The 24,150-nt window shown below is 73.8% G+C and carries 26 protein-coding genes and 1 pseudogene; 17 read left to right on the top strand and 10 right to left on the bottom strand.

Annotated elements, in window-relative coordinates; all coding sequences use genetic code 11:
* The first annotated feature begins 30 nt into the window (after window positions 1-30).
* Window positions 31-399 (top strand): STAS domain-containing protein, encoded by a 369-nt coding sequence (locus ACGF1Z_RS12155; protein ID WP_393002764.1) that lies wholly within the window; start codon window positions 31-33, stop codon window positions 397-399.
* A gap of 60 nt (window positions 400-459) precedes the next feature.
* Complete coding sequence (locus ACGF1Z_RS12150) at window positions 460-1,635, top strand: PP2C family protein-serine/threonine phosphatase (RefSeq protein WP_393002762.1); 1,176 nt, start codon at window positions 460-462, stop codon at window positions 1,633-1,635.
* Between the two features lie 139 nt (window positions 1,636-1,774).
* Here the strand turns inward: ACGF1Z_RS12150 and ACGF1Z_RS12145 are convergent, their stop codons facing one another.
* Window positions 1,775-2,287 carry a MarR family winged helix-turn-helix transcriptional regulator gene (locus ACGF1Z_RS12145; RefSeq protein WP_393002760.1) on the bottom strand — a complete coding sequence of 171 codons (513 nt, stop codon included), beginning with the start codon at window positions 2,285-2,287 and terminating at the stop codon, window positions 1,775-1,777.
* 107 nt (window positions 2,288-2,394) lie between these two features.
* On the opposite strand from ACGF1Z_RS12145, the gene ACGF1Z_RS12140 reads away from it, so the two are divergent.
* Window positions 2,395-3,609: a PP2C family protein-serine/threonine phosphatase gene (locus tag ACGF1Z_RS12140; RefSeq protein WP_393002758.1), complete on the top strand. Its 1,215-nt coding sequence runs from the start codon at window positions 2,395-2,397 to the stop codon at window positions 3,607-3,609.
* Between the two features lie 117 nt (window positions 3,610-3,726).
* Window positions 3,727-4,167, top strand: coding sequence for an ATP-binding protein (locus ACGF1Z_RS12135; protein WP_393002756.1), 441 nt, complete (start codon window positions 3,727-3,729; stop codon window positions 4,165-4,167).
* Between the two features lie 95 nt (window positions 4,168-4,262).
* Here the strand turns inward: ACGF1Z_RS12135 and ACGF1Z_RS12130 are convergent, their stop codons facing one another.
* Window positions 4,263-4,520: a WhiB family transcriptional regulator gene (locus tag ACGF1Z_RS12130; protein WP_393002754.1), complete on the bottom strand. Its 258-nt coding sequence runs from the start codon at window positions 4,518-4,520 to the stop codon at window positions 4,263-4,265.
* A 133-nt stretch (window positions 4,521-4,653) separates the two neighbouring features.
* Between ACGF1Z_RS12130 and ACGF1Z_RS12125 the strand changes: the two genes are divergently transcribed.
* Window positions 4,654-5,490 (top strand): DUF1206 domain-containing protein, encoded by an 837-nt coding sequence (locus tag ACGF1Z_RS12125; RefSeq protein WP_393002752.1) that lies wholly within the window; start codon window positions 4,654-4,656, stop codon window positions 5,488-5,490.
* A 232-nt stretch (window positions 5,491-5,722) separates the two neighbouring features.
* Here the strand turns inward: ACGF1Z_RS12125 and ACGF1Z_RS12120 are convergent, their stop codons facing one another.
* On the bottom strand, window positions 5,723-6,493 hold the full coding sequence (locus tag ACGF1Z_RS12120) for a restriction endonuclease (protein ID WP_393002750.1): 771 nt from the start codon (window positions 6,491-6,493) through the stop codon (window positions 5,723-5,725).
* Window positions 6,494-6,908: 415 nt separating this feature from the next.
* On the opposite strand from ACGF1Z_RS12120, the gene ACGF1Z_RS12115 reads away from it, so the two are divergent.
* From ACGF1Z_RS12115 to ACGF1Z_RS12105, 3 genes are read left to right on the top strand one after another with little or no spacing between them, the layout of a single operon-like run.
* Complete coding sequence (locus tag ACGF1Z_RS12115) at window positions 6,909-8,597, top strand: PP2C family protein-serine/threonine phosphatase (RefSeq protein ID WP_393002748.1); 1,689 nt, start codon at window positions 6,909-6,911, stop codon at window positions 8,595-8,597.
* Window positions 8,594-9,712, top strand: a complete 1,119-nt coding sequence (locus ACGF1Z_RS12110) for a B12-binding domain-containing protein (RefSeq protein WP_393002746.1) — start codon at window positions 8,594-8,596, stop codon at window positions 9,710-9,712. Before ACGF1Z_RS12115 ends, ACGF1Z_RS12110 begins: the two co-directional genes overlap by 4 nt.
* A complete protein-coding gene (locus tag ACGF1Z_RS12105; RefSeq protein WP_393002744.1) occupies window positions 9,709-10,113 on the top strand; it encodes an STAS domain-containing protein in 405 nt (134 codons plus the stop codon). The genes ACGF1Z_RS12110 and ACGF1Z_RS12105 overlap by 4 nt, the downstream gene beginning before the upstream one ends.
* An 81-nt stretch (window positions 10,114-10,194) precedes the next feature.
* Here the strand turns inward: ACGF1Z_RS12105 and ACGF1Z_RS12100 are convergent, their stop codons facing one another.
* Window positions 10,195-10,764, bottom strand: coding sequence for a DUF4230 domain-containing protein (locus ACGF1Z_RS12100; RefSeq protein WP_393004135.1), 570 nt, complete (start codon window positions 10,762-10,764; stop codon window positions 10,195-10,197).
* A 290-nt stretch (window positions 10,765-11,054) separates the two neighbouring features.
* Here ACGF1Z_RS12100 and ACGF1Z_RS12095 point away from each other — a divergent pair, with 290 nt between their 5' ends.
* Window positions 11,055-11,816 (top strand): VanZ family protein, encoded by a 762-nt coding sequence (locus ACGF1Z_RS12095; RefSeq protein ID WP_393002742.1) that lies wholly within the window; start codon window positions 11,055-11,057, stop codon window positions 11,814-11,816.
* Between the two features lie 57 nt (window positions 11,817-11,873).
* On the opposite strand, the gene ACGF1Z_RS12090 is transcribed toward ACGF1Z_RS12095, so the two are convergent.
* On the bottom strand, window positions 11,874-12,386 hold the full coding sequence (locus tag ACGF1Z_RS12090; protein ID WP_393002740.1) for a GNAT family N-acetyltransferase: 513 nt from the start codon (window positions 12,384-12,386) through the stop codon (window positions 11,874-11,876).
* 232 nt (window positions 12,387-12,618) lie between these two features.
* Between ACGF1Z_RS12090 and ACGF1Z_RS12085 the strand changes: the two genes are divergently transcribed.
* Together ACGF1Z_RS12085 and arr are read left to right on the top strand one after the other, a co-directional pair.
* On the top strand, window positions 12,619-14,907 hold the full coding sequence (locus ACGF1Z_RS12085; RefSeq protein WP_393002738.1) for an FUSC family protein: 2,289 nt from the start codon (window positions 12,619-12,621) through the stop codon (window positions 14,905-14,907).
* 60 nt (window positions 14,908-14,967) lie between these two features.
* Window positions 14,968-15,396 (top strand): NAD(+)--rifampin ADP-ribosyltransferase, encoded by a 429-nt coding sequence (gene arr / locus ACGF1Z_RS12080; RefSeq protein ID WP_393002736.1) that lies wholly within the window; start codon window positions 14,968-14,970, stop codon window positions 15,394-15,396.
* Between the two features lie 205 nt (window positions 15,397-15,601).
* Here the strand turns inward: arr and ACGF1Z_RS12075 are convergent, their stop codons facing one another.
* Together ACGF1Z_RS12075 and ACGF1Z_RS12070 are read right to left on the bottom strand one after the other, a co-directional pair.
* Window positions 15,602-16,246: a TetR family transcriptional regulator gene (locus ACGF1Z_RS12075; RefSeq protein WP_393002734.1), complete on the bottom strand. Its 645-nt coding sequence runs from the start codon at window positions 16,244-16,246 to the stop codon at window positions 15,602-15,604.
* On the bottom strand, window positions 16,243-17,739 hold the full coding sequence (locus tag ACGF1Z_RS12070; RefSeq protein WP_393002732.1) for an MFS transporter: 1,497 nt from the start codon (window positions 17,737-17,739) through the stop codon (window positions 16,243-16,245). The genes ACGF1Z_RS12075 and ACGF1Z_RS12070 overlap by 4 nt, the downstream gene beginning before the upstream one ends.
* A 336-nt stretch (window positions 17,740-18,075) precedes the next feature.
* Here ACGF1Z_RS12070 and ACGF1Z_RS12065 point away from each other — a divergent pair, with 336 nt between their 5' ends.
* Complete coding sequence (locus ACGF1Z_RS12065) at window positions 18,076-18,282, top strand: DUF6480 family protein (RefSeq protein WP_393004133.1); 207 nt, start codon at window positions 18,076-18,078, stop codon at window positions 18,280-18,282.
* A gap of 266 nt (window positions 18,283-18,548) precedes the next feature.
* On the opposite strand, the gene ACGF1Z_RS12060 is transcribed toward ACGF1Z_RS12065, so the two are convergent.
* Window positions 18,549-19,274, bottom strand: coding sequence for a dienelactone hydrolase family protein (locus ACGF1Z_RS12060; RefSeq protein WP_393002730.1), 726 nt, complete (start codon window positions 19,272-19,274; stop codon window positions 18,549-18,551).
* A gap of 383 nt (window positions 19,275-19,657) precedes the next feature.
* On the opposite strand from ACGF1Z_RS12060, the gene ACGF1Z_RS12055 reads away from it, so the two are divergent.
* The 5 genes from ACGF1Z_RS12055 (at window position 19,658) to ACGF1Z_RS12035 (ending at window position 23,204) form a co-directional block, all read left to right on the top strand.
* The gene (locus ACGF1Z_RS12055; protein WP_393002728.1) at window positions 19,658-20,041 is read left to right on the top strand and encodes a DUF6479 family protein; all 384 of its coding nucleotides are present in this window, start codon (window positions 19,658-19,660) and stop codon (window positions 20,039-20,041) included.
* Between the two features lie 127 nt (window positions 20,042-20,168).
* Window positions 20,169-20,834 (top strand): SDR family NAD(P)-dependent oxidoreductase, encoded by a 666-nt coding sequence (locus ACGF1Z_RS12050; RefSeq protein WP_393002726.1) that lies wholly within the window; start codon window positions 20,169-20,171, stop codon window positions 20,832-20,834.
* 334 nt (window positions 20,835-21,168) lie between these two features.
* Window positions 21,169-21,669: a hypothetical protein gene (locus ACGF1Z_RS12045; RefSeq protein WP_393002724.1), complete on the top strand. Its 501-nt coding sequence runs from the start codon at window positions 21,169-21,171 to the stop codon at window positions 21,667-21,669.
* A gap of 269 nt (window positions 21,670-21,938) precedes the next feature.
* On the top strand, window positions 21,939-22,406 hold the full coding sequence (locus tag ACGF1Z_RS12040) for a DUF3592 domain-containing protein (RefSeq protein WP_393002722.1): 468 nt from the start codon (window positions 21,939-21,941) through the stop codon (window positions 22,404-22,406).
* Between the two features lie 252 nt (window positions 22,407-22,658).
* Window positions 22,659-23,204: an EF-hand domain-containing protein gene (locus ACGF1Z_RS12035; protein ID WP_393002720.1), complete on the top strand. Its 546-nt coding sequence runs from the start codon at window positions 22,659-22,661 to the stop codon at window positions 23,202-23,204.
* A gap of 52 nt (window positions 23,205-23,256) precedes the next feature.
* Here the strand turns inward: ACGF1Z_RS12035 and ACGF1Z_RS12030 are convergent, their stop codons facing one another.
* Window positions 23,257-23,790 carry an SMI1/KNR4 family protein gene (locus tag ACGF1Z_RS12030; protein WP_393004131.1) on the bottom strand — a complete coding sequence of 178 codons (534 nt, stop codon included), beginning with the start codon at window positions 23,788-23,790 and terminating at the stop codon, window positions 23,257-23,259.
* Window positions 23,779-23,991: pseudogene (locus ACGF1Z_RS12025) on the bottom strand (AraC family transcriptional regulator); the annotation flags it as partial. The gene ACGF1Z_RS12030 and the pseudogene ACGF1Z_RS12025, both read right to left, overlap by 12 nt.
* Between the last annotated feature and the right edge of the window lie 159 nt (window positions 23,992-24,150).

Below are 24,150 nucleotides of genomic sequence, written 5' to 3'. Positions count from 1 at the left end.
GTCCCCCACCCCCCAGTGGAAAGCAGGAACATGTCCGAGAGAGAACCGAACCTGGACGTCGACGTCGTGATCCGCGACGACCGCACAGCGGTGCTGGCCGTGGGAGGTGAACTCGACATGGAGACCGCCGACCTGCTCGGCGCCCACCTCACGGAGCAGTTCCGGCAGGGCCGGGGGCACCTCGTCCTCGACCTGTCCGCACTGGACTTCATGGACTCGTCCGGGCTGAACGTGCTGATCAGGGCGGTCCAGAAGGCGCGCGACGCCGGGGGCGACCTGTACCTCGCCGCGCCGACACCAGCGGTGCGACGCATCCTGGACATCACCGGACTGACGACGACGGTCCCGCCCCACGCCGGCGTCCCGGAGGCCCTCGCCGCCGCCGGCGACGCAAGCTAGACGAAGACTTCGCGGCCCCGCGCAGGGGACCGCACCCAGGGAGGAAGGAAGCGGGAGAACGTGCACGAGATCGCCGACGTCGAGCAGGCGCTCCGCAGGGCAGCGCCGCACCGTCTGGTGGCCGTCGTCGAGGACGCCCTGCGGGCGTACTGCGATGCCCGGGGGGTGGAGCTCCGGCTGGCCGACTACGGGATGCGGACGCTCCAGCTCGTCGAGCGCACACCCGGGGCCGCGGTGTCGGTCCAGATCCACGACAGTCCGCAGGGGCGCGCCTTCGGCGCCCAGGAGCCGTACGTCGTCCAGGGGACGGACCCGCTCCTGGTCCACCTTCCCGTCACGGTCCGCGGGGACCGGCTGGGCGTGCTCACCGTCGGCCTGCCGCCGGGGGCCGACGTGGGTGCCCTGCTGCCCGAGCTGGGCCACGTGTGCGAGAGCCTCGGTCACGAGATCCTGGTGGCCGAGCGTGACACCGACCTCTACGTCCTGGCGCGGCGGGCGGCGCGGCTGACGCTGGCGGCCGAGATGCAGTGGCAGCTCCTGCCCGGTCGCGCGTGCGCCCGGCCGGAGTTCGCCCTGGGCGCGCATCTCGAACCGGCCTACGCGATCTTCGGGGACAACTACGACTGGTCGGTCTCCGACGGCCGGCTGACCCTGACCGTGACCAACGGCATGGGCGAGGGCATCGAGGCCGCGCTCCTGACGAATCTCGCGATCAACGCGCTCCGGAACGCCCGCCGGGCCGGTCTCGGCCTCGCGGACCAGGCCGCCCTGGCCGACCAGGCCGTGTACGCGCAGTACCGCGGCGGCGCCTACGTGTCGGCCCTCCTGATGTGCTTCGACCTCGCCACGGGCGAGGCGGAGGTGGTGGACGCCGGTTCGCCCCGGCTGTGGCGGCTGCGGGGCAACGCCGTCGAGTCCGTCTCCTTCGAGGCGCAGTTGCCGCTCGGCATGTTCGAGGAGACCGTCTACGTCACCGAGAGGTTCACCGCGCGCCCGGGGGACCGCCTGCTGTTCGGCAGCGACGGGGTGTACGCCGCCGTCTCGCCCGCCGGGGAGAGCTACGGGGAGCGGGCGCTGGCCCGGGCGCTCAGCGGGACGCGGCTGCTGCCGCCCACCCACGTACCGCAGGCGGTGCTGCGCGAGCTCGCCACCTACCACGGCACCAGCCCGCTGGAGGACGACGCCCTCGTGGTCTGTCTCGACTGGCATGGCACCCCGTCAACAGTTGCCGTGTGACAACTGTATCCTTGGTGCAACACGTGGTGTGGGCCCGGTCGTGCCCGGCCCACACCCGGTGGACGCATCGACGACGACCCAGAGGGCGGCAATGAGGACATGGGCTGTGCGGCCGGCCGGAGCAGGCGGCGCGCGGGGATCAGGCCGAGCTGACGTCCTTCAGCGGCGTGTCAGGGCGTGACGGGGCCGCGGGCGCGCCCTCGCCCAGTGCCTCGTGGAATCCGGTGAGCCCCCGCAGCAGCGCCTTGCGGCTCGTCGGCGACATGGCGGCGATCACCGCCAGCAGGGCCTCCTCGCGCTGGGCCCTGAGGTCCCGCAGGTACGCCTTGCCGCGCGCGGTCAGGTGCAGCTCCAACTGCCTGCGGCTGACGGGACTCGGCAGCCGCTGGACGAAGCCCAGCGCCTCCAGCCGGTCGCACATGCGGCTCACCGACGGCGGCGCGGACCCGAGCAGCTCACCCAGGGTGCGCAGGCTGATGCCCTCCTCGCGGTCCACGCTGTAGAGCACGCGCAGCTGACTCGCCGACACCGGCGTCGGCGACACCATGTCCCGGCCGCGCTCCCACAGCACCTCCAGAAGCTCGATCAGCTCCCGGGCCGCCTCGGTCGTCTGCTGCGGTTCCCGCGGGGACGGGGCGGGGTTGTTCTTCATGCCTGCCGACACTCCTCGGGCGTCCGGGGCCGAGGACGTCGGCCTTCCGACGGACCGGTCATCTCCACATCTCTCCAGAAGGCGGTACGAACTCGGTGGATCGACACGTGACGGTGGAGAGCGCACTGCGCGGGGCGGCACCACACCTCCTGCTGGACTCCCTCCGTGTCAGTCTCACGCAGCAGTACGCCGCGTCCTCCGCCGACCTGCTGCTCATCGACTACGGGCATACGTCCCTGCGCGCCGTGGAGCCCGTGCAGACGCCCGCCGTGGTGCGGCACGGGCCCGTGGACACAGGGACCGCCGGTCGCACGTTCCGCACCCAGCAACCATATCTTTTCCGTGATGACGGGCCCACGGCGACCGCATACCTTCCCGTCACGGTCCGCGGCGAGCGGTTCGGCGTCCTCGTCGTCGTGCTGCCCGCGGACCGCGCCACCCCGGAGGCGACGGAGAGCCTCGGCCGCGTCGCCGAGAGCCTCGGGCACGCCCTGCGCGTCGCCGACCGCCACACCGACCTCTACCGCAGCACCCGCAGGACCCGCGCCCTCAGCGTCGCCGGGGAGATGCAGTGGGACACCCTGCCGGGCCGGGCCTGCGCCGGCCCCGCGTTCGATCTGCACGCCCACTGGGAACCGGCGTACACGTCCGGAGGGCACGTCCTGGACTGGAGCGTGACCGAGGACGAACTCCTCCTGGTCGTCGCCAACGGCGCCGGCCCCGGCACCCCGGCCGCCCTCGCCGGCGCCCTCGCCGTCAACGCCATTCGCAACGCCCGGCGCGCCGGACTCGACCTGGTGGGACAGGCCAGCCTCACCGACCAGGCGCTCTACGGGCAGTACCGCGGCAGGAGCACGCTCGCCGCCCTCCTGCTGAAGATCACCCTGGCCACGGGCGACGTCGAGGTGGTCGACGCCGGCTCGCCGACGGTGTGGCGCACGCGCGGGGGCGTGAGCGAACGCATCGAACTCGACCGCCAGCTGCCTCTCGGCATGTTCGAGGACACCGTCTACACCACGCAGCACCTGCGCCTGCTGCCCGGCGACCGGGTCGTCTTCGTCGCCTGCGAGCAGGGCGAGAGCCCGCCCGGCGGGGCGACCGAGGCGCCGGACGGTCCCGTGGCCCGGGCCCTGGCGCCGGCCGGCCCCCTGAGCTGCGCGGACGTGCCCGGAGCCGTCGTACGGGCGCTGCGGGAGATGCCGAGAGACGTCTCGGACGCGGTCCTCGTCCTCTGCCTCGACTGGCGCGGTCAGCAGCCGGAGCGACCCGGCACGGACAGGGACCGCGGCACGGGTGACCCCGCACCGCCCGCGTTCGGCTGACCGGAGGGTTGCGGGTGTGATCCTCGTTGTGGGCGGTGTGGGAAGCGTAAAGGGGGGAAGGGCGAGTACGAGGTGCCTGCGGCGCCCATCACGACGGACGAGGGGAGTACCAGGGCCATGAGGGACGCGATGTCCGCGGAACGGGCCGCACAGGAGCCCCTGCTGTCGGCGAGCGCCGCCTACGACGAGACCGACGGGGGCGCGATCGCGTCCGCCCGCGCCTTCACCTCCGACTTCCTGTCCGCCGTGCCGGCCGTCCGCTACGGACCGGTGACGCCCGACCGTGTCGACCTCGCCAAGCTGGTCGTCAGCGAACTGGTGACCAACGCCGTCCGGCACGCCCCCGGCCCCTGCCGGCTGCTGCTGGAGGTGCACGAGGACGTCCTGGAGATCTCGGTGTTCGACGGCACGGCGGCCGCCCCCGTGCCCCGTGGACACGACCCGAGCCGTATCGGGCAGCACGGCGTGGAGATCATCGTCGCGGTCTGCGAGAGCGTGACCGTCGAGCCGCACCCGGCCGGAAAGCGGGTCCGGGCTCGCCTCTCCCTCCTGTCCTAGGGGGCGGGCGCCGGGGAGACCGGCGCCCGCCCGGGCGGGGGGTGGGAGCCGACGCGGCAGTCCCGGGACGGCGACCCGCTGCCGCGGTACGGCCGTCACCGCCGCTCGTCCGCCCTGCGGCGCAACCGCCGGTGCAGGGAGCGGCGTTCGTTCTCCGTCAGGCCGCCCCACACGCCCGTCACCTGACGGGAATCGTCCATGGCCCAGCGCAGGCACTCCTCGCGGACCGGGCAGGTCCGGCAGATCTCCTTCGCCTCCTCGGCCTGGGAGAGGGCGGAGGGACCCGCCCCCACCGGGAAGAACAGATCGGGGTCGACGTCCTGGCAGGCCGCGGCCGCGCGCCAGCTGCCCATGGGGTCCTCCTCGTGCTCGAGTCGCGATGTGTCTCCGTTCGTGTCACCGCCCGTCCGCGGTCGAAACGGAGCGGCCGGGATTCGTTCGGGATTGACGGGGCACCTGGAGGGTCGACCGAGAGGAGCGAGCGCTATGACCACAGCCAGAACGGGGACGTACATGGCAGGGACCGGAAAGGGGGCCCGCGGTGAGGCCGTACGGGCGGGTGCCCGGGCCGGATTCGCGGCCCGTGGCGTGCTGTACCTGCTCGTCGGAGCGCTGGCCGTACGGGTCGGCCTCACGGGTTCGGGCGAGCAGGCCGACCGGGGAGGGGCCCTCGGGCAGGTCGCCGCCGCCCCGTTCGGGGCCTTCCTCCTCTGGTCCCTGGGCGTGGGCCTCGCCGGGATGGCGCTGTGGCGGCTCTCCGAGGCGGCCGTCGGCGCGGCCGGCCCCAAGGGGCACAAGGCGCACAAGCGCGCCGCGTCAGCCGGCCGCGCCGTCTTCTACGCCGCTTCCGCCTTCCTCGTCCTCTCGTTCGCGGTGGGGGAGCGCGGGAGTGGCGCGGGCTCCACCGACCGGCAGAGCCGGGACGTCACGGCACGCCTGCTCGAACTGCCCGGGGGCCGCTGGTGGGCCGGCGCGATCGCCGTGGGCGTTCTCGCGGCCGGGCTGTGGATAGCGGGCAGGGCGGTCCTGCGGAAGTACCGGGACCACCTCGCCTGGGGCCGGCTGACGGCCAACCAGCGTCGCTTCATGGACGTGACCGGTGTGGCGGGCGGCATAGGACGCGGTCTCGTCCTCGCCGCGCTCGGCGTCTCCGGTCTCAAGGCGGCGATGGCGTTCGACCCGAACGAGGCCAAGGGCATGGACGACACGATCCGTTCCTTCGCACAGACCCCGGCGGGGCCCTGGCTGCTGCTCGCGGTGGCCGTCTGCCTCGTCCTGTTCGGGTTCTTCTCCTTCGGCCAGGCGAAGTGGCGCGAGGTCTGATCGCGCCCAGGAACACTCCGGCCCCGGCGGTCACGCCGGGGCCGGTCTGTGTCCCTGGGCCGGCGGCCGTCCGGGGCCGGCCGCCACAACAGCCTCCGGTGGTCACCCTCGGCGCCGCGGGGCTCCTGGGGGCCGGCGGTGACTCCGGCGCCTGCGGTCACCCCGGGGCCGCGGTCAACCCGGCAGTCTGCGGTCGCCCCGGCCCCTGCCGCCGTCGCAGCGGCCCTCGCCGTCACACCGGAGCCGTGTCCGACTCCAGGGGCAGCGCGTCCCAGGGGGCCGGGGACGCCGAAGCGGTCCACGCGTCCAGTGCCGTGCCGTCCACGCACAGGATTCCGCACGAGGCCGCGTACTCCAGGGCCGGGTCGGTGAACGAACTCGTCGTCACCAGGACCGCCACATCGGCGCCGTGCACGGTGTAGCAGGTGCCGCCGAAGCGCTGCAGGTCCGGGGAGCCGACGCGATGATCCGGGGCGTACCGCTTGCACTGCAGCACGACCCGCCGGCCGTCGGCCGTCGTCGCCAGCACGTCGGCGCCCAGGTCACCCGCACCGCCGACCACCTCCACCGCGGCGCAGCCGTCCCGGACGCACAGCGCCGCGACGGTGTGCTCGAACCCGTCGGCGTCGGCGCCGATGTGGTCCAGTGCCTCCCCGTCCACGACGGGAACCTCGGCCGCGCCGCCCTCGGCCGGCACGCTCCCCTCGACGGGCGCGAATCCGCCCCCGTCCCCGCGACGGCCCGTCCGCCGCATCCTCCTGATCCTCCCGCTGCGTGCCGGGGCTATGCTCCACCGCGCCATCGCCACCCCGAGACCGAGGACCAGGAGCAGCACGACCAGGACCATGGGCGGGTGAACGCCCGCGGCCCGTGCCGTCCTGAGGAACAGCACCACTCCTCCGACGACCGTGGCCGCGAGCCCGACGGCGAGCGCCACATCCCGCCCGAGCGTCACCGGACCTCCATCGAGCAAGGCCCTCTCCCTCTCACCGCTCGCCGCCATGCGGCCCCCTTCCCCGGTTGGTGTACGGCTCGACCGAAGCGCGGTCCCGCCCCCGGGAGACCGGGGGCGGGACCGCGCGCGACCGCCTCGTGAGCGTCGGTTCCCGGAGGTGTCCTTCGTCCCTGTCCTCGGCGTCACGGGGTCGACTCCCGCATGACCGCGAATGCCCCGCCGAAACGCCCCCTTCCGCCCGGAGTTCGCAGGTGCCGGGGCGGACCGCGGTGCCGACGGCCCCGTTCCGCGGGCTTCATGTGAAGCCGGTGTGCCCGGAAGGTGAGGGTACGGGCAGGAAGTGGCCCGGCATGTACCGGAAGTGGGGAGTTCGCTTGATGTGCGGCGTGCCCTGAGGAAAGGTGGGAGGACGAGCTGCATCGACGAGCGGAAGGCGGCGGGCCGACACCAGCAGGCCACCCATATGACTGTTTTCGAAGAGGAGTCGGGCCGGTCGGAGGGCAGACCCGCGGCCGTCAGCACCTCGTGGCTCCGCTCGCCCCATCCCGCGGTCGTGGCGGACCGCGAGGGCGGCGTCGTGGAGTTCAACGCCGCCGCCGCGGGTCTCTTCCCGGCGATGGGCGTCGGTTCGTGGCTCGACGAGGTCGCCCCCGCCTGGCTGGCCGACGCGCACCGACGACTGGCGCTCCCCGGCCGGCAGAGGACGCGGGCCACCGAGAACCCCGCCAGGACGGGGGGCCCCGCACTGCGGGGGCACCACCAGGGCCGGTTCCTGAGGGCCCATCCCACCCGGTCGGGACACGGCGACGTCGCATGGTGGCTGGTCGACGACTCGGACCTGGTCGCCGCCGAGGAGGCGCTGCGGACCGAGCAGGAACGCACCGCGCTCCTGGCGGAGGCCTCCACGCAGCTGCTGGCGTCGCTGAACCCGGACCGCTGCCTCGAGAAGGCCGCCCAGCTCGCCGGGGCCCACCTCGCCGACGCGGCACTGGTCATCGCGCCACCGGTGAGGAACCGCTACTGCGTGGTCACCGCCATAGGGGAGCGGATCACCCGCCGCCAGGTGGCGATGGACCCCACCGCGGTGACCGGCCTCGCCGAGGCCCTTCAGGGCTTTCCCCCGGTGCCCGCCCGGTGGATCGATCCGGCGGAACTCCCGGAGTGGGCCGTACCCGAGGGCTTCGGGGGAACCCCCGGATCCGTCGCCATCACCCCCCTGCCCGGCCACGGCGTGCCCGCGGGCGTGCTGATCCTGCTGCGGCGCACCGGCCACACGGCCTTCGACGCATCGGAGGAGCTCTTCGCCCGGCTCTTCGCCGCCCGCGCGGGATCCGCACTCTCGGCCGCCCGGCTGTACGCGGAACAGGCGCGCGTCACCCGCGCGCTGATCGCCGAACTGCTCCCGCCGCAACTGCACCACGTGCACGGGGTGGACTTCGCCGGGGGCTACCGCGCCTCCCAGGACACCGAACGGATCGGCGGCGACTTCTACGACGTCCACGCCGGTGCCGACGCCGACCAGGAGTCGCTCGCGGTCCTGGGGGACGTGTGCGGCAAGGGGCTCGACGCCGCCGTGCTGACGGGAAGGATCCGCAGCACCCTCCAGGCGCTGCGGCCTCTCGCGGGCGACCACCAGAACGTGCTGACGCTGCTCAACGGTGCTCTCCTGACCACCCGGCACACCCGTTTCGCCACGCTGGTCCTGGCCTCCGTGAGGCGTTCCGGCGGCAGCGTGCGGGTGCGGCTGACCAGCGCCGGCCACCCGGAGCCGCTGATCCTGCGCGCCACGGGGGAGGTCGAGGGGGCCGACACCCGCGGCACCCTGGTCGGCGCGCTCCCCGAGGTCACCTCCCGGTCCGCGACCGTGCACCTGGCGCCCGGAGAGACGTGCCTCCTCTACACGGACGGCATCACGGAGGCCCGCGGCGGACCGCTCGGCTCGTCCATGTTCGGCGAGGACCGGCTGCGGACCGCCCTGGCCGAGTGTGTCGGACTCCCCGCGGAGGCCATCGTCGAGCGCATGCAGATGCTCGCCGGCAACTGGGTGGGCACCGGTCCCCACGACGACATGGCCGTCGTCGCGATCACCGCACCGCACACCACTCTTCTCACCGCGGTGAACGGTCACACCCGGGGCAGGTACACCGCATGACCACGCACACCACGATCCCGCTCACCGGCCTCGCCGACGTCCGCGAGCGGCTGTGGGCGGCCCTGGGCGCGAGGGACGAGGAAGCGGCCGCCGCCGCGGTCTTCGAGGCCTGCGACACGGGGACCCCGCTGGAGGACGTCCTCCTCGACGTCATCGGCCCCGTACAGGCCCGCGTCGGCCGGGAATGGGCCGCCGGTCGTCTCGGCGTGGCCCAGGAGCACGCCGCGACCGCCATCCAGGACCGCGTCATCGCCGCCCTGGCCCACCGCACCGCGTCCCACCGCGCCGGCGGGCCGCCCGGCCGGCGGCAGGACGGAGCTCCCCGGCGCCGCGTCACCATCGCCTGCGTCGACGGAGAATGGCACGCCCTGCCCGCGCGCCTCCTCGCGGAGGTCCTGCGCGGCCGCGGCTTCGACGTCGACTACCTCGGAGCCCAGGTCCCCACTCCGCACCTGATCGCCCATCTCCACCAGACCGGCACGGACGTCGTCGCACTCTCCTCGTCCCTGCCCGTCCGCCTCCCGACGGCCCACGCCGCCATCACCGCGGTCCAGGCCGTCGGACTGCCCGTGCTCGTCGGTGGAGCCGCCTTCGGCCCCGACGGCAGATACGCCCGCCTGCTCGGAGCCGACGGATGGGCACCCGATGCCCGCGCCGCCGCCACCCTCCTGGCCGGCGGCCTGCGGCGCCCGGAGAAACCGCTGCCCGCCTCCGAGCACGACCTGCCCCATCTGCTCGACCAGGAATACACCCTCGTCACCCGCACCCGGGTCCAGCTCGTCCGCGACGTCCTCAGCGGCCTGGAGGACCGGGTCCCGGAGATGTCCGCGTACACCGACCCGCAACGGGAGCGGACCGCCGAGGACATCGCCCACATCGTCGACTTCCTCGCCGCCTCCCTCTACACCGACGACGCCGAGCTGTTCACCGGCTTCCTCACCTGGACGGCCGGGATCCTCCGGGCCCGCGGCGTCCCCGCCGGTGCGCTGCTCGTCGCGCTCGACCTCCTCGCCGACGCGCAGCGTGACTTCCCCCGCGCCCGGGCCCACCTCGCCGCCGGACGCCGAGCCCTCACCCGTGTCCCCCGCCCGCCCGACCCCGGAACCCACGCATGACGACTTTCTCCGACAACATCTTCGAGCTCAAGGCCACCACCGGTGTGGACGGCGTCCTGTACGCGGAGCTCGCCGGCGACCTCGCCTGGGACGCCACCGACGAACTGCTGGACATCGCCCGCGCGCACCTCTCCACGTCCCGGGAGCCCGCGGACATACGGCTCGACTGCACCCGCTTGACCCTGTGCGACTCGATGGGCCTCTCCGCGCTGCTGGCCCTCCACCGGTACACCGCGGCGGCCGGAGTGCGGCTGTACCTGGAGAACCGGCCGGCCTTCCTGGACAGGATGCTCCTCATCACGGGCACGTACGAGCACCTCACGGAACGGTCCGAGGCGGCCGGCCCCGACGGTCCCACTCCCGGCGAGGACGCGGACAGTCCCCGGCTGCCGCGCGCCTGACGTCCGGGCTCTCCGGCCGGAAGCCTCGCCTCGACAGCGGGCAGGGCGAGCTGAGGGACCGTCGGCCCTTCCGCTCCCCGCTCAGACGTAGGTGACCGTCACCTGTTCGAATCCGAGGGCGCGCAGGAGTCCCTGCAGCATGGCGGTCGTGTTCCGTTCGGCCCGCGACGTCAGGTCCGACTCCCGGGCCGCCTCGCCGATGTGCCGGGCGGCCAGGACGTTGACCGCCCGTTCGCTCGCCGGGTTGTCCGAGAAGAGGTCACCGAGCCGGTCCAGCAGCCCGCGCTGCTTGGAGACGGCGTAGGACCGCTCGGGGTCGAGGGCGGGCGAGGCCAGGCGGGCGTGCGGCAGACGCAGGGTCGCCGTGGTCCGCTTCGCGTCGACGGTGACGGCGTCCTTCTTGACCCCGCCGAGCTCCACGTACGCGGTGACGCTGCCGGTCGCCACGTAGAGCGTGCGGGTGCCGCGGATGGCGTCCGGCAGGAACCGGGCGTCCTGCTCCAGGTCGACCACGACCTGATAGGTGCCGGCCGCACCCTCGTACCGGTTCATGTCCTGGACGGACTTCAGGACGGCGGGCCCGGAACGGTCCTTCACCTCGGTCCCGAACACGTCCAGCCCCGGCAGCCGCAGGACCTGGCCCGCCACCATCAGGGCCACGGCCAGGACGAGCAGCACCACGGCGCCGACGGGCCACCTCCGGCCCGAGCGCTCCGGGTTTCCTCTGAGGAACGAGCGTCTTCTCGCGGTGTCTTCTCCCATGGGCGCCTGTTGCCCGGAGCGCCGCGACTCATGCCCAACTCGGCCGGGTGTGGGGCCTGTTGACGCTCGACGTGTCCATGTTGCGCCTGTGGTGGGCTCTTTGACACCCGGGCATACGCGGGCCCGGCCGGGGTATCCGGGCTCCGTCGGCCATCGGACCAGAGCTGGGGGAGTGACCCATGATCGGCTGGAGAGACTCGCGGAGCCGGGCGACGACGGGCGCGCGCAAGCCCGTCGGGGAAGCGGCCTCGACCCACCCGGCCCCGGCCGGAGCGCCGCGGGACACACCGGCGGCGGGCACCGGGAAGCCGTTCGGCAGAAGACTCCTCGCCAGAAGGCTCCTCGCCGGGAAGCTACTCGGCGGGACGGCCGCCCGCAGACCGGTCGCGAAGGAGCCGGCCGCGGCCGAGCCGACGGTGCCCGAAGCCGGGCGGCGCCCGGCCCGCAGCGGCCCCGGCCGGGTGGTGCGGGTGCTGGTCGCCCTGCTGGCCCTCGCGGGCATGGTGGTCTTCGCCGCGGTGCTGGCGAAGCTCACGCTGGGGGAGTCGCCCGCTTCCGTCCCTCTCACCCACAGCAACCTGACGCCCGGCCGGTCCATCCAGGCGTACCTCCAGCAGCCGGCCTTCGTGGAGACCGTCAAGCAGCTCGGCGGCAACGTGGCCCTCGGGGTGCCGTTCGGCCTGCTGCTCCCGCTGCTGTCCCGCAGGACCCGGGGCTTCGTCCGGGTGGCGCTCGTCACCGTCTGCACCATGCTGCTCGTGGAGCTGGTCCAGGGTGCCCTCGTGACCGGCCGGGCCTTCGACATCGACGACGTCCTGCTCAACACCACGGGCGCGCTGATCGGCTACGTCCTCATCGGTCGGCGCCTCGGCCGGGCCGTTCACCCGCGGACCCGCCGCCGGTGGTGGCACCGCCGGGTCCCCGACACCGCCCGGCCCTGAGCCGCGCGAGCCGGACGCGTCGGCCGGACCCGCGCCGGCCGACCGGACCCGCCGGTATCACCGCACCAGCTCGGACGCCAGCAGATCCATGAGCAGCCCGTCGTGCCAGCTGCCGTCCGAGCCCCGCTCGTACCGCCGCATCACGCCGACGGGCCGGAAGCCGGCCTTCTCGTAACAGCGGATCGCGGCGACGTTGTCGGCCGCCGGGTCGATGACGAGCCGGTGGTGGCCGACGTCGTCGACCAGATGGCGGGCGAGGGTGCGGACGGTGTCGGTGCCGAGGCCCTTGCCGTGCACCGAGGGGTCGAGGAAGAGGTCGATCCCCGCGTGCCGGTAGTCCGGCTCCTCCTCCGCGTACCACTGGACCATGCCGACGATCCGGTCGTCGTGGAGGACCGTGTAGCAGTGGGTGGCCGGGTCCTCCAGGCCGGAGGCCACCTCCGCCGTCAGATCGTCCCCGCCGCGCCACCGCGCCCGGACCTCGGGGGTGGCCCGGATGGCGGCCAGGGCGGGGACGTCGTCGGGGCCGGACGGACGCAGGACGACGTCCGCACCTCGCAATGCGTTCATGCGCACCAGACTGCCTCCCGAGCCGGGCGGCGGGCTACCCCCGTGCCGCGTTCCCCCGCACGGGGGAGGCCGAGGGCCGGCGCGGGTGCCGTCAGGCCGGGGGCGTCGGCTCCCCGCCCCCGCTCCCCGCCACCGATCGCCATCACCGCCCTCCGTCCCCGCTCGCCGCTCCCGTGACCGCGCGGGCCGGTCCCGTCGTGCCGGGTGCGGCCCGGCGGGTGATCCTGGGGGCATGGGTGGCGCGTTCCCACGACCTCCGTCGCCCGCCTACCGGGCGGCGGCGCGCAGGGCTCTGCGCGTCACGATCGCCGCCGGGGCCGGGTTCTACGTGCTGCTCTACGGATTCGACCTGGCGGTCGGCGCGACGTACGCGCTGTTCGCGGCGATCGCGATGGCCGGGCTGTCCCACCTCCCCGGCTCCGGGCGGCAGCGCGCGCTGCTGCTGGTGTGCGTGGTGCCGGTGTGCTGGGTGCTGATCACGCTCGGCACCTACCTGTCGGTGCGGACCTGGAGCGCGGTCGCCGGGATGCTGGTCGTCGGGTTCGCGCTGGCGTTCACGGCCGTGGGCGGACCGCGCTTCGCGGGCGCGGCCACGGGGCTGCAGCTCATGTACATCCTGCCGTCCTTTCCCCCGTACGACCCCGGTTCACTCGGCGAACGACTGGCAGGGGCGACCTTCGGACTCGCGCTGCTGACCATCGCGGAGTCGACCCTGCTGCCCGAGCCGGGTGCCCTGTCCTACCGCGAACGGGCCGCACGGGCCGCCGACGGAGCCGCCGGCTGCGCGGACCGGCTGCGCACCGCTCCCTACAGGCTTCCGGAAGCCACCCTGCGCACCGCCCGGGCCTTGAGCGACGGGCTCCGTTCCTCCCAGGTGCCCGAGGCGGAACGGCCGGCCGGAGCGGGGGTACGGCAGAGGGCACTGGCCCACACCGGCCTGGCGACGCGCACCCTGATCGGCCGCCTTACCGTGTTGCCGCCACCGCCTCGGGGCGCGGAGCGCGAAGTCGCTGCCGGGGGAGGCGGGGCGGCCGGGGGGGCGGAGAGCGCGTCGGCGAAGGATCCGGACCCGTTGCGAGCGGTCGCGGAGGCTGCGCGGGAGGCCGCCGCCCGGCTGCGCGGCCGAGCCCCCGACGGACGGGCGCACGACGGCCTCCGGCAGGCGCGCCAGGCTCTGGCGGAGGCGGAGGACGGCTCTCCCGCCGGGCTGCGCAGGAACGCGGCGCTGCTCGAGGTGGCGGACGCGGCGCTCGCGATGTCCACGGCGGCAGACATCGCCGTACGGGGCCGGGCGGCCGACGCACCGGCACCCGGGCGCTTCTGGTACGCGCGGGAACGGGCCCCCCGGCTGTGGTGGCGGCGTCTGTCCGGTCACGTGGGCGGCCGTTCGGTGTTCTTCCAGAACGCCGTGCGGATCGGTCTCGCCCTGGCGGCCGCCCGGCTGATCGCGGGCATCGACACGCTCCCGCACGGCTTCTGGGTGCTGCTGGCCACGCTGACACTGACCCGTACGACGGTGCGGGAGACCCGCACGACGGAGCGGAAGGCGCTGACCGGCACCCTCGTCGGCGCCCTGGTCGCGGCGACGCTGCTGGCACTCGTCGGCACCGACATCGAGGTGTACGCGGTGGCCCTGCCGCCGCTGATGCTGGTCACCTTCACCCTCGGGCCCGTGAAGGGCGTCGGATGGGCGCAGGCGCTGTTCACCGTGGTGGTCGCCCTGGTCTTCGCGCAGCTGGCGCCGGCCACCTGGCAGCTCGCCGAGTTCCGGCTGCTCGACGTGCTCACCGGCAGCGCGATCGGCGCGGTCTTCGGACTGCTGGCCTGGCCGCGGGGTGCCCATGACGAGCTGCGGCGGTCCGTGGCGGTACTGCTGCGGATCGCCGCGGAGATCGTGGTGGCCACGACGGCCCAGATCGCGGCGGGCGGGCGGCGCGTGCCCGTGATCACGGCGCCGGGGCACCGTTCCCTGCAACACGCCCTGGTCCTCGCGGAGTCGGCGTACGCGCAGTATCAGAGCGAGCCCCGAGGGCCCGCCGCCCCGCGGCCGGCCCGCCAGGACTGGCAGGCCGCGCTCATCGCCGGGCACCACACGCTCTGGGGCGCCGACCGGCTTCTCGTACCGCCCGAGCCGGTCGTGGTCCCGCCGCTGGGTCGGGACGCCTCGGAAGCGGTCATCCGCACCGGCGACCGGGTCGCGGCGGCCATGCTGCTGGCCTCCGCGCGCATGGACCCGACGGGGGACACCACGGTGACACCGGCGCCGCTCCATGCCCCCACGGCCTTCGCCACCATGGCCGCCGACCCGCCGGACGCACCGCGCGCGTACTACGCGACCGTGTCCTGGCTGGCCTCACTGACGACGGACCTGGAAAGGCTCGCCGGCGACACCGGCACCGACACCGATGACGACACCGACACCCGCGCCCCCGGCGAGGTCGGCGCCGTGACCGGGAGTGCCGCGCAGGCCGAGGCGCCCGCCGACGAGGGGCGCGCGCGTCACGCCGGGGGCGTGGCGTAGTGCCGGGCCGTCACATCGGGCACACTCGGACTCCCGAACCCGACGACCCACGGAGCAGCCATGACCGGTGAACCCGTCCCCTTCCAGGTGTACGAGGCGGGAACCCTCCTGCACGGGACGAAGGCCCACCTCGTCCCGGGAGACCTGTTGAGAGCGGGCCACGCCTCCAACTTCGAGGAAGGGCGGGTGTCCCGGCACATCTACGTCTCCGAGACCCTGGACGCGGCCGCCTGGGGCGCCGAACTGGCGGCGGGCGACGGTCCGGGACGCATCTACGTGGTGGAACCCACCGGAGACCTGGAGGACGACCCCAACGTCACGGACAAGAAGTTCCCGGGCAATCCCACCCGCTCCTACCGCACGCGGGAGCCCGTGCGCGTGGTGTCGGAGCTGAAGGGGTGGCTCGGGCACTCCGAGGAGAAGATCCAGGCCATGCGGGAGGGACTGGACGACCTGCGGCGCCGGGGCGTCGCCACCATCCTGGACTGACCGGGGAGCGTGCCGGGCGGCGCCGTGGTGGGACAGGCCCCCGACGCCTGTCGATCTGGCGGGCGGGAGGGCGCTGGGGTGGGCAGGCAGCGTCGCGCCCCGGCACTCCGCGGCACCCGCCCCGGTACCGCCCCCGGGTGGAACGCGGCCGGGGGCTCCGCGGGCCTGCGGGACCGTGCGACCGCGAGTCCGCCCGCGTCCCGCCTCAGCTCCCGTCGACGAGGCGCTGGATACCGGGGGCGTAGAGGTCGGCGAGCCGTTCGGCGGTGGTGCGGGCGGTCGCGCCGTCGGGGCGGTGGAGGCTCAGGGTGGCCCCCAGGCCGAGGAGTTGGCCGGCGACCAGTTCGGCGCGCAGGGCCGCGTCGGGTCCCGGGAGGATGCCGGTGAGCCGGTCGGTGACCTGCTCGCGGAAGCGGGAACGCAGCAGGGTGCGTTCGTCCTCGATGCCCAGGGAGAAGACGACGCGCAGCAGCGGGTCGCCGCGGAGCCGGTCACGGAGGTCGACCATCGTCAGGACCAGGTGCCTGCCGAGCCCGGGGAGTGGGGCGGCGAGGAGCTCGGCAGCGGCCGGGCGGAAATCGACGACCGTGTTGAACAGCGCCTCCTTGCTGCCGAACCGTTTGACGATCAAGGACGGGCTCACCCCGGCGGCCGCGGCGATGCCGCGCATGGTGACCTCGGCGTACGGCTTGAGGGTGAACGCCCGCCGTGCGGCCCGGATGATGGCGTCGCGCCCGGTCTCCCCACCCGGTTCAGCGCCGGGCGTCGGGTCATGAGAGGTGTACCCGAGGGCTGCCCGGTCCGGGCCCCTCCCGGCGGCTCGGGCGGTCGGGTCGTCGGCGGTGCTCATGCGTTCCCTCGGGCGGCGCTGGTGGGCGGTGACACCGCGACCGTACCGCCCTCCCCGCCGCCGTCGTGCGGCGTGTCCCGGCCGGGGCGGTCGGAGGGCAGGAGCAGGGTCGCGACGAGGGCGGCGAGGGCCGCTCCGGCCGCGATCAGGAAGATCAGCAGATAGGCGTGGAGCGTCGGCGCGGTGCGGCCGTCCGCCACGAAGGTCACGCGGGCCAGTACGGCGGTGACCACGGCGCTGCAGCAGGCCTGGCCCACGGAACGCATCAGGGTGTTGAGGCCGTTGGCCGATCCGGTCTCGCTCACCGGCACGGCCCGCATGACGAGGGCGGGCAGCGCGGAGTAGGCGATGGCGGTGCCGCACGCGACCACGGTGGCGCCCGCGACGATCAGCCACAGACTGTGGCTCGTGAAGAAGCGCACCAGGTAGCCGAGGGTCATGATGACGGCCGCGACGGCAAGCGCTGTCCGTGGCCCGTACGTGGCCGAGATCCGGGCCGAGAGGGGGGACAGGGCCACCATCGCGAGTCCGCCGGGCAGCAGGCAGAGTCCGCTGACGACGATGGACGCGCCGAGACCGTAGCCGGTGCTGGTGGGCTCCTGCACGAGCTGCGCGGTGACCAGGGAGTTGGCGTAGAACGAGAAGCCGATGAACAGCGCCGCGATGTTGGTGAGCAGTACGGCGGGCCGGGCGGACACCCTCAGGTCCATGATCGGGGACCGGGTGCGCAGCTCGTACCGGCCCCAGAGCAGGCCCACGGCGACCGAGCCGCCGAGCAGGCCCAGCGTCGGCCCGGAGGTCCAGCCCCAGCCCGAGCCCTGCGTGATCGCCAGGAGCACGCCGACCAGCAGTCCGGCCAGGCCCAGTGTGCCGAGCACGTCGAAGCGTCCCTTCGAGCGCACGGGTGACTCCGGCACGATCCACAGCACGAGCAGCACGTCGAGCAGTCCGAGCGCGGCGGAGGCCCAGAACATGGTGTGCCAGTCGAAGTTCTCCGTCACGACGGCGGCCACGGGCAGGCCGATCGCCGCGCCGATGCCGAGGGTGGAGCTCATGAGCGCGATCGACGGCAGTACGCGCTCGGCGGGGAGCTCGTCGCGGATGATGCTGATGCCGAGCGGGATCACCGCGAGAGCCGCGCCCTGGAGGGCCCGTCCGGCGATCAGCACGCCGATGTCGGAGCTGACCGCACAGAGTACGGAGCCGAGGGTGAGCACGCCGAGCGAGGCGAGCAGGACCCGACGCTTGCCGTACATGTCGCCGACCCGGCCGAGCACGGGCGTGAACACCGCGCCGGTGAGGAGGGTGACCGTCACGAGCCACCCCGCGGCGCCCGCGCTCGACCCGGTCAGCTCGGGCACGTGCGGCAGGAGGGGCACGACGAGCGTCTGCATGACGGCGACGACCACGCCGCAGAAGGCGAGGACGGGAACGACGAGCCGGGAACGGGCTCGGCCGGGCGGCGTTCCGGGCGCGGAGATCGCGGAGGTCATCGTGCTCCAGAGGCGGTGCGCGGGCAGGGGAGGGCGGGGGTGTACAGCTGTTCACCCCAAGGGTAAACAAGTGTGCACCCCCTGCCAAGGCCGAGGGCTCCGGGGCCTGGCGGTCGGGGATCCGGCGAAGGCGAGGGCAGGGGGTGGGCGGCGGGACGTCTGGCCCGGCCATGCCACGCCACGCCGTGCGTCCGTCACCTGCGGCCCCAAGGGGCCCGTGCCCCTTCGCCGCGGCTGCCGCCGTGCGGCCCCCGATCGCCGAGGTTTCGCTGCACCAACGACGCAGGTGGCAGCGGCGGGTGCGAGGAGGGACGTTTGAGCGAGTAGGCACAGCACATCCCGCCCGCGCACACAGGAGGCGTCATGGCCGACAGGCGCGTACCGCCCCAGGAAACACCGCCCGTGGAGGGCTCGACCTCATCGGCCCACCCCGAGAGGCCGGACGGCGGCATCTGGGACCACCCCATGATGTGGGTCTCCCTCATCGTCGCGGGCGCCGTCATCGTCGCGCTCTTCTTCGCCTTCCGCATCGCCGGCCTCTGAAGCAGCGCTGACGCGGCTCCGAAGCCCGGAGTGCCGGTGTGGCCCGGAGTGCGGTGGGACCGTGGGTGGCGCGGCCCGGCTGTGGGCGAAGGCCGCCGCCATCGGCGACGGTCGGGGCACCGGCCCGGTCAGGCCGGTGCCCCCTTTCCGTAGCCGCCGTCGAGGAGCCTCACACCTGTCCCCGACGGCGGCCCCGTGTGGGACCAGACCCGCGTCCGCCCGGCTGCTCAGCCGGCTGCCTCAGCTGTCGGCCGGGCGGCCCGGCGTCACTTCAGGTGTCGGTCCAGGAACCGGCAGCCGTCCTCCAGCTCGAAGGAGGGGGTGCCGGTGTGTCCACCGGGATTGGCGTGCAGCGTCTTCTCCCTGCTGCCGAAGGAGTCGAAGAGGTCCAGGGCCCTCTGCCGGGGGTTCCCCTCGTCGTCCCACTGCAGCAGGAACAGCAGCGGGACGGTGACCTGCCGGGCCTCCTCGCGCTGGGCTCGGGGCACGAACCCCCCGGCGAAGAAGCTCGCGGCCGCGATGCGCGGCTCGACCACCGCCAGCCGGATGCCGAGCGCGGCCCACCCGCCCGAGTACCCGACCGGTCCGCCGATCCCGGGCAGTTCGAGGAGGGCGTCCAGGGTGGTCCGCCATTCCGGGACCGCGTTCTCGACCAGCGGGCCGATGAAGGACTCGAAGATCTCGTCGACCGGCTCGCCGGCCCGCATCGCGCGGCGCAGGTCGGCGCGCGCCTGCTCGTCGGCGGCGGAACGGGGCCGGTCACCGCAGCCGGCGGCGTCGATGGTGGCCACCGCGTAGCCACGCGCCGCGGTGTACCGGGCCCGGGCGACCAGCCGGGGATCCGACTTGGGCAGGCCGTTGTTGTGAGCCATCAGGACCAGCGGGGCCGGTGCGGATCCGGGCCTCGTCCACAGGGTGCCGGGAATCTCGCCGAGGGTGAAGCTGCACTCGAGGAGGCCGTCGTCGAGGCGCTCTTCGGAAGTGACGTGCATGGTCGTGCCTTTCGGGAGTGCTCATGAGCGGCGCTCCCGGACGACCTACCGCCCGACCGTGACTCCGGAGGGGAGCACCCATGTCGATACAGCGTTCACGGGTACCACCTCCTCGTTCTCTCGCACGGCCTCCCGGAGGCTAGCAAGGCTTCCGCGGTTCGCCAACGCCTTATTGAGCGAGGCTCCCGAGCCGGATGCCGCGCACCACGCGGGACCCCCTCGCGCGGCTGTCCGCCTGGCCGGACGCGGCCCCCGGGAGCACCGGCCGGGCCGGGCACTCCGCCCTCGTGCATCCGCCCGAGACGGGCGGACGGAAGGACAGATGACGTTGCCGAACCCCGACACGGCTTCGGCCGACCGGGAGAGACGAGCGAGGTACGTCCATGCACACGCACACTCTGGGAGAGCAGGTCACCGCGGCCGGCGTCTGGCAGTCCGGACTGGCCCAGGTGCTCGGCGGACTGCTGGTGGTCGCCGTTCTGATCGGCGCCTTCGCGCTGGGGATCCGGGTCAAGAACAAGGAGCTTCCCCCGCCGGAGCCGGAGTCGCATCCCCACCGGCCCGACACGGATCAACTGCCCGGCGAGGTGGTCGAGTACCGAAAGCCCTCCGAGATGCCGGCGACGGACGGCGAGCACCGGCTGATGCCCTACAACCTCACGAGTTCGGGCGAGGCCGACCCCGAACCGCAGAGTGAGGAGAAGCGCAAGTGGCGCGGCATCTCCAGCGGCGGATTCGGCAGTGGCGGACCGGGCCACGGCGACTGAGCCGCTGCCTCGTCCGTGGCTCCACCGACTCACTCGAGGCCGCTGCCCAGGGTCTCTACTCCATGCGCGGGAGGTTCACGTGACCGCTGACCGGACGGTTCCCGTCGCTGCCCAGGAGGTATCCGAGATGCCCGGACACAAGGCGCTCGTCGTGGGCGCGACCGGCATGATCGGCGGTCTCGCCGCGCACATGCTGGTGCGCGCAGGTGTGTCCGTGGCGCTGGCCGGGCGCGACGCGCAGCTGCTGGCCGAGCGGTCGAAGCTGCTGGGCGACCGCCCGTACCGCACCTTCGACGCCTACGACCTCGACGGCTGCGCCGCGCTCGCGCCGTGGGCGGCGACGGCCCTTGGGGGCCTCGACACGACGGTGGTCGCCATCGGTGTCGCCGGTTTCGGCCTGGCCGAGGAGGTGACCGACACCGCGGCGGAGCACCTCATGACGGTCAACGCCCTCGCACCCATGGCCGTCGTACGCGGCGCCCTGCCGGTCCTGGAGCCGGCGGGCGCCGTCGTGGTCGTGACCGGGCGCATCGTCGACCGGCCGATGCGCGGAACGGCCGACTACACGGCGGCGAAGACGGCGCTCGCGGCCTGGCTGGACGTGGTCCGGCGGGAGCGACGCGGTCGCGGTGTCTCCGTGGTGCACGTACGCATGCCCCACCTCGACGGTGGATTCGCCGACCGCGCGGTGACGGGCGGCCCGCCGCCGATGCCGCCCGGTCTGGATCCCGCCCGGGCGGTGGAGGAGTACGTGATCGGGCCGATCGCCGAGGGGCGCAGGCGGGGGCCCTGACGACCGGGGGAGGAGGCGGAGATCCCGACGACCGCGGCGCGGGGTCGAGACGGTGACGACCGCGTGGCGGGGGTGGAGATGCTGACGGCCGCCGGGCGGAGCCGGACGCCTGAGTTTCCCGAGTCCCGCCACGGGAGCAAGTGTCCCCTGCGTATGAAAACTCGTCAGGCCGCATCCGGAACGCTCTGCCGGAAGAAGTGTTCGTGGAGCCTCCGCTGTCCATCCCCCCGAGCGGCGGAGGCTCCGCTCATGCCCGATCGGGCAGAGGGAAGCCCCGCCGGGCGTGCCGCTACGATCACAGGGTTCGGTTCGGGGGGCAGCGGGGCGGGGGCACATGAACGGCGTGGCGGACTTCGGGCGGCGGGGCGCACTCGCACTCGGCCTGGCGGCGGTACTCGGGGCGTGTACGTCGCCGTCGAACAGCTGGGAGGACAGCACGGTCCGGACGGACTCCGAACCACTGGAACGTCGTTTCGCCGCCCTCGGTCCGCTCTCCGACGCCCACTGGCTCGGCACGGTCCTGGGCGCCGAGGGGAGGGGCTCCGTCCCCGGCCCCACCGACGTCCGTGTGGTGGGATTCGCCCGGATGCGGACGGGCGGTGTCAGGGCCCTCGCGGGGGCACCGCAGTGGCGATTCCGGTCCGCGACGCCGAGCGCGCCGCCGGAACCGCTCCTGCCGTATCTGCCGGAGAGCGCCCGCTGGGTCCGGAGCCCGTCCTTCGACGACGAGGTGACGGGCAGGAGATATGCCGGCACCTTCTACCTCGACGAGAGCGAGGACCGGGTCTACTTCGACACGACCAATCCCCTGCCCGTTTCCAGCTCCGGACCGTGATCGGACCCACCGGTCCGCTGCGTGATGCCGCTGGGGGCACGGGGGGACCGGTCCGGCGCCGTGGGGCGCACCCCCTCTCGGGAGAGGCCTGCGGGGCGGTCGGCTACGGTCGGGGTCCCGCCCCGCCGGCGTACGGCATCGGAAGCGCCCCTGTGCGGGCCTGCCGCAGCCGAACGGTGAGGCGGCCGACGACGGCTGAGTCGTCACGTCCGAGCGGTATCCACCCCTACCCCTGCCGTCGCCCTGCGCGGCTGAATCGAGAAGTCCGTATGTCCCCTTCGCAGGTTCTCTGGCTGATGGCGTCGGTCTTCACCCCGGTGGGCGCACTTGTCGCCGCAGCGGCCTACCGCAGAATCCGGGAGATCCGACGGCTGGTCCGCGAGGGAGAGCGTGCCCAGGGCCTGGTGATCCGTCTCGAGCCGACGAAGCTGGAGGGCCACGGCTCGGACCACACGGTCACCGTCCGCAGCTCCGGCACCACGGTCTACTACCCGGTCATAGCCTGGGCCACGGCCGACGGCCAGGCCATGGAGACCAAGGCGAACATCGCCCGGCCCAGGAACAGGACGCCTTCTCCCGGCACCAGGGTCGAGGTCCGTTACGACCCGGCCGAGCCGTCGCGCTGGACGCTGCCGGCCGAGAAGCCCGGGATGTGGTGGCTCGCCGTCGCGCTCGGCGGGCTCTTCGTGCTCCTCGGTACGGGATTCTCCATCGGGGCGTCGGCGTTCGGCCGTTGACCGACGCCGTGGCGGAGCGCTCCACGGTGGGCGGGGGCCGGCGGGCCGCGCCAACGGGCGTCGGGGGCCGGGTTAGCGGGCGGGCTGCGCCCGGCCCCCCAGGCGGTCCCCGTGACGCGAGCTCTTCCGGCACGGAGCGAGAAGGGCGCGTACGGGGGCTGCGCGAGACTCCTCGCGCTGCCGGGCGCCGTTGGGGCGCGACCGCCCACGGGCAGGATCGCAGAGGACCGGAACCCGGCGGAAAGGCAGAACGTGGCAAGTGAGTTCCAGCGTGACAAGCTCGTCAGCATGTTCCGCGCGTTCGACGCGGACGGCAACGGCTACCTCGACCAGCGCGACTTCCAGGCACTCGCGGCACGCTGGCATGGCCTGCCCGGTGTGACACCGGGATCCGAACTCGCGGCCCGTGTGGACGCGGTCATGCTCGGCTGGTGGGACCACCTCGCCGCCCATGTGGACACGGACCGGGACGGCAGGGTGGATCTGGACGAGATCCTCGCCATGGTGGACCTGCTGCCGACGATGCGCGAGGTCGTCGCCGCGACCGCCGAGACCGTCTTCGACGCCGTCGACGAGAACGGCGACGGACGCATCTCGCCCTCCGAGCACCAGCGGCTGGTCGACACATGGCACGGTGAGAGCGTGGACGTCGCCGATGTCTTCAGGCGGCTCGACCAGGACGAGGACGGGTACCTGAGCCGCCCCGAGTTCACGGAGCTGTGGCTCCAGTTCTGGACCAGCGACGACCCGGCCGAACCGGGGAACCAGCTGTGCGGCCCCGTGACCGCCCACAGCTGACGACCGCGCCCGCCAGGCCGGCGGCACGGCTCCACCCGGCCTCCGTACCCGGCTACCGGGCGAAGGACAGGCGGCTCGCGGCCTGCTCCCAGGGCGTCGGCTCGCTCACGTCGTCCCGCTCGTAGGCGTCCTCTTCGAACCACCCCGCTCCCGAGAGCCACGTCTCCAGCCACGCCGCCAGGCCGGGGGAGTCGAGGAACCAGCACTCCGCCCACGATCCGCCGCTGTACGGGTTCGGCTCGAAGAGCAGCACCTGACCGTCCTCGCTGAAGCAGTCGACGGCGGCATACATCCCGCAGCCCCAGGTCAGGATCGGCACGACGCCGTCCGGCCACTCCGGGTGCTCCGCACCGAGGGAGGCCTTCCGGCGCGCGAGGAACTCGGCGACCACGCCGTTGTCCGGGGCGAGCAGCGGCAACAGCTGGTAGTCCGGGCCGAAGCCGCCGTCGGCGACCTCGCCGTACAGGCGGGCGAGAAGGGGGTGCAGCGCGAAGCCCAGCTGCGCCTCGGCCCGGGCGATCCGCCCGTCGTCGACGCGGGCGGGAAGGCCGTCGCCGCCGGAGGCGGCACGTAGGGGCACGATCACCGTGTCGGCTCGTTCGAGGTGCTCGAGACCATGATCGGGCTCCAACCGGAAGCGCCCGACCTGCACGGCGCTCGGCCCGCAGAGCGCGAAGTCGTACCAGGGGCCCACGATGTGGGTCAGGTCGGAGCCGAAGACCTCGATCGCCAGGGACAGTTCGAAGTGCAGCATGCCGTCGGTGACGGCCAGCGCGACAGTGGTCACGTCGGGAAGTGTAGGGAGACGGCGGCCGTGGCGACGCCGACGGTGCCCGGCCGGCCTCGCGGTTCCGGACACCCGGGCGGCGACGGTGCGTGCTCGCGGCACGCCGCCCATCCCGCCGGAGGGATGCGGCCGGTGAACGGTCAGGCGCACCGGCTCCCG

The organism is Streptomyces sp. NPDC048018 (assembly GCF_043202995.1).
Lineage (GTDB): Bacteria > Actinomycetota > Actinomycetes > Streptomycetales > Streptomycetaceae > Streptomyces.
Note: the sequence above shows the minus strand (reverse complement) of the source record. Positions and strands in the feature narration are given on the sequence as shown.

Bases quoted from the DNA above. Each gene is read 5' to 3' on its own strand.
- ACGF1Z_RS12135 (WP_393002756.1), top strand. From the start codon at position 3,727: ATGAGGGACGCGATGTCCGCGGAACGGGCCGCACAGGAGCCCCTGCTG.
- ACGF1Z_RS12120 (WP_393002750.1), bottom strand. From the start codon at position 6,493: ATGGCGGCGAGCGGTGAGAGGGAGAGGGCCTTGCTCGATGGAGGTCCG.
- ACGF1Z_RS12040 (WP_393002722.1), top strand. From the start codon at position 21,939: ATGTCCCCTTCGCAGGTTCTCTGGCTGATGGCGTCGGTCTTCACCCCG.
- ACGF1Z_RS12130 (WP_393002754.1), bottom strand. From the start codon at position 4,520: ATGGGCAGCTGGCGCGCGGCCGCGGCCTGCCAGGACGTCGACCCCGAT.
- ACGF1Z_RS12155 (WP_393002764.1), top strand. From the start codon at position 31: ATGTCCGAGAGAGAACCGAACCTGGACGTCGACGTCGTGATCCGCGAC.
- ACGF1Z_RS12060 (WP_393002730.1), bottom strand. From the start codon at position 19,274: ATGCACGTCACTTCCGAAGAGCGCCTCGACGACGGCCTCCTCGAGTGC.
- ACGF1Z_RS12050 (WP_393002726.1), top strand. From the start codon at position 20,169: ATGCCCGGACACAAGGCGCTCGTCGTGGGCGCGACCGGCATGATCGGC.
- ACGF1Z_RS12110 (WP_393002746.1), top strand. From the start codon at position 8,594: ATGACCACGCACACCACGATCCCGCTCACCGGCCTCGCCGACGTCCGC.
- ACGF1Z_RS12100 (WP_393004135.1), bottom strand. From the start codon at position 10,764: ATGGTGGCGGGCCAGGTCCTGCGGCTGCCGGGGCTGGACGTGTTCGGG.
- ACGF1Z_RS12105 (WP_393002744.1), top strand. From the start codon at position 9,709: ATGACGACTTTCTCCGACAACATCTTCGAGCTCAAGGCCACCACCGGT.
- arr (WP_393002736.1), top strand. From the start codon at position 14,968: ATGACCGGTGAACCCGTCCCCTTCCAGGTGTACGAGGCGGGAACCCTC.
- ACGF1Z_RS12075 (WP_393002734.1), bottom strand. From the start codon at position 16,246: ATGAGCACCGCCGACGACCCGACCGCCCGAGCCGCCGGGAGGGGCCCG.
- ACGF1Z_RS12115 (WP_393002748.1), top strand. From the start codon at position 6,909: ATGACTGTTTTCGAAGAGGAGTCGGGCCGGTCGGAGGGCAGACCCGCG.
- ACGF1Z_RS12070 (WP_393002732.1), bottom strand. From the start codon at position 17,739: ATGACCTCCGCGATCTCCGCGCCCGGAACGCCGCCCGGCCGAGCCCGT.
- ACGF1Z_RS12045 (WP_393002724.1), top strand. From the start codon at position 21,169: ATGAACGGCGTGGCGGACTTCGGGCGGCGGGGCGCACTCGCACTCGGC.
- ACGF1Z_RS12095 (WP_393002742.1), top strand. From the start codon at position 11,055: ATGATCGGCTGGAGAGACTCGCGGAGCCGGGCGACGACGGGCGCGCGC.
- ACGF1Z_RS12145 (WP_393002760.1), bottom strand. From the start codon at position 2,287: ATGAAGAACAACCCCGCCCCGTCCCCGCGGGAACCGCAGCAGACGACC.
- ACGF1Z_RS12085 (WP_393002738.1), top strand. From the start codon at position 12,619: ATGGGTGGCGCGTTCCCACGACCTCCGTCGCCCGCCTACCGGGCGGCG.
- ACGF1Z_RS12055 (WP_393002728.1), top strand. From the start codon at position 19,658: ATGCACACGCACACTCTGGGAGAGCAGGTCACCGCGGCCGGCGTCTGG.
- ACGF1Z_RS12125 (WP_393002752.1), top strand. From the start codon at position 4,654: ATGACCACAGCCAGAACGGGGACGTACATGGCAGGGACCGGAAAGGGG.
- ACGF1Z_RS12090 (WP_393002740.1), bottom strand. From the start codon at position 12,386: ATGAACGCATTGCGAGGTGCGGACGTCGTCCTGCGTCCGTCCGGCCCC.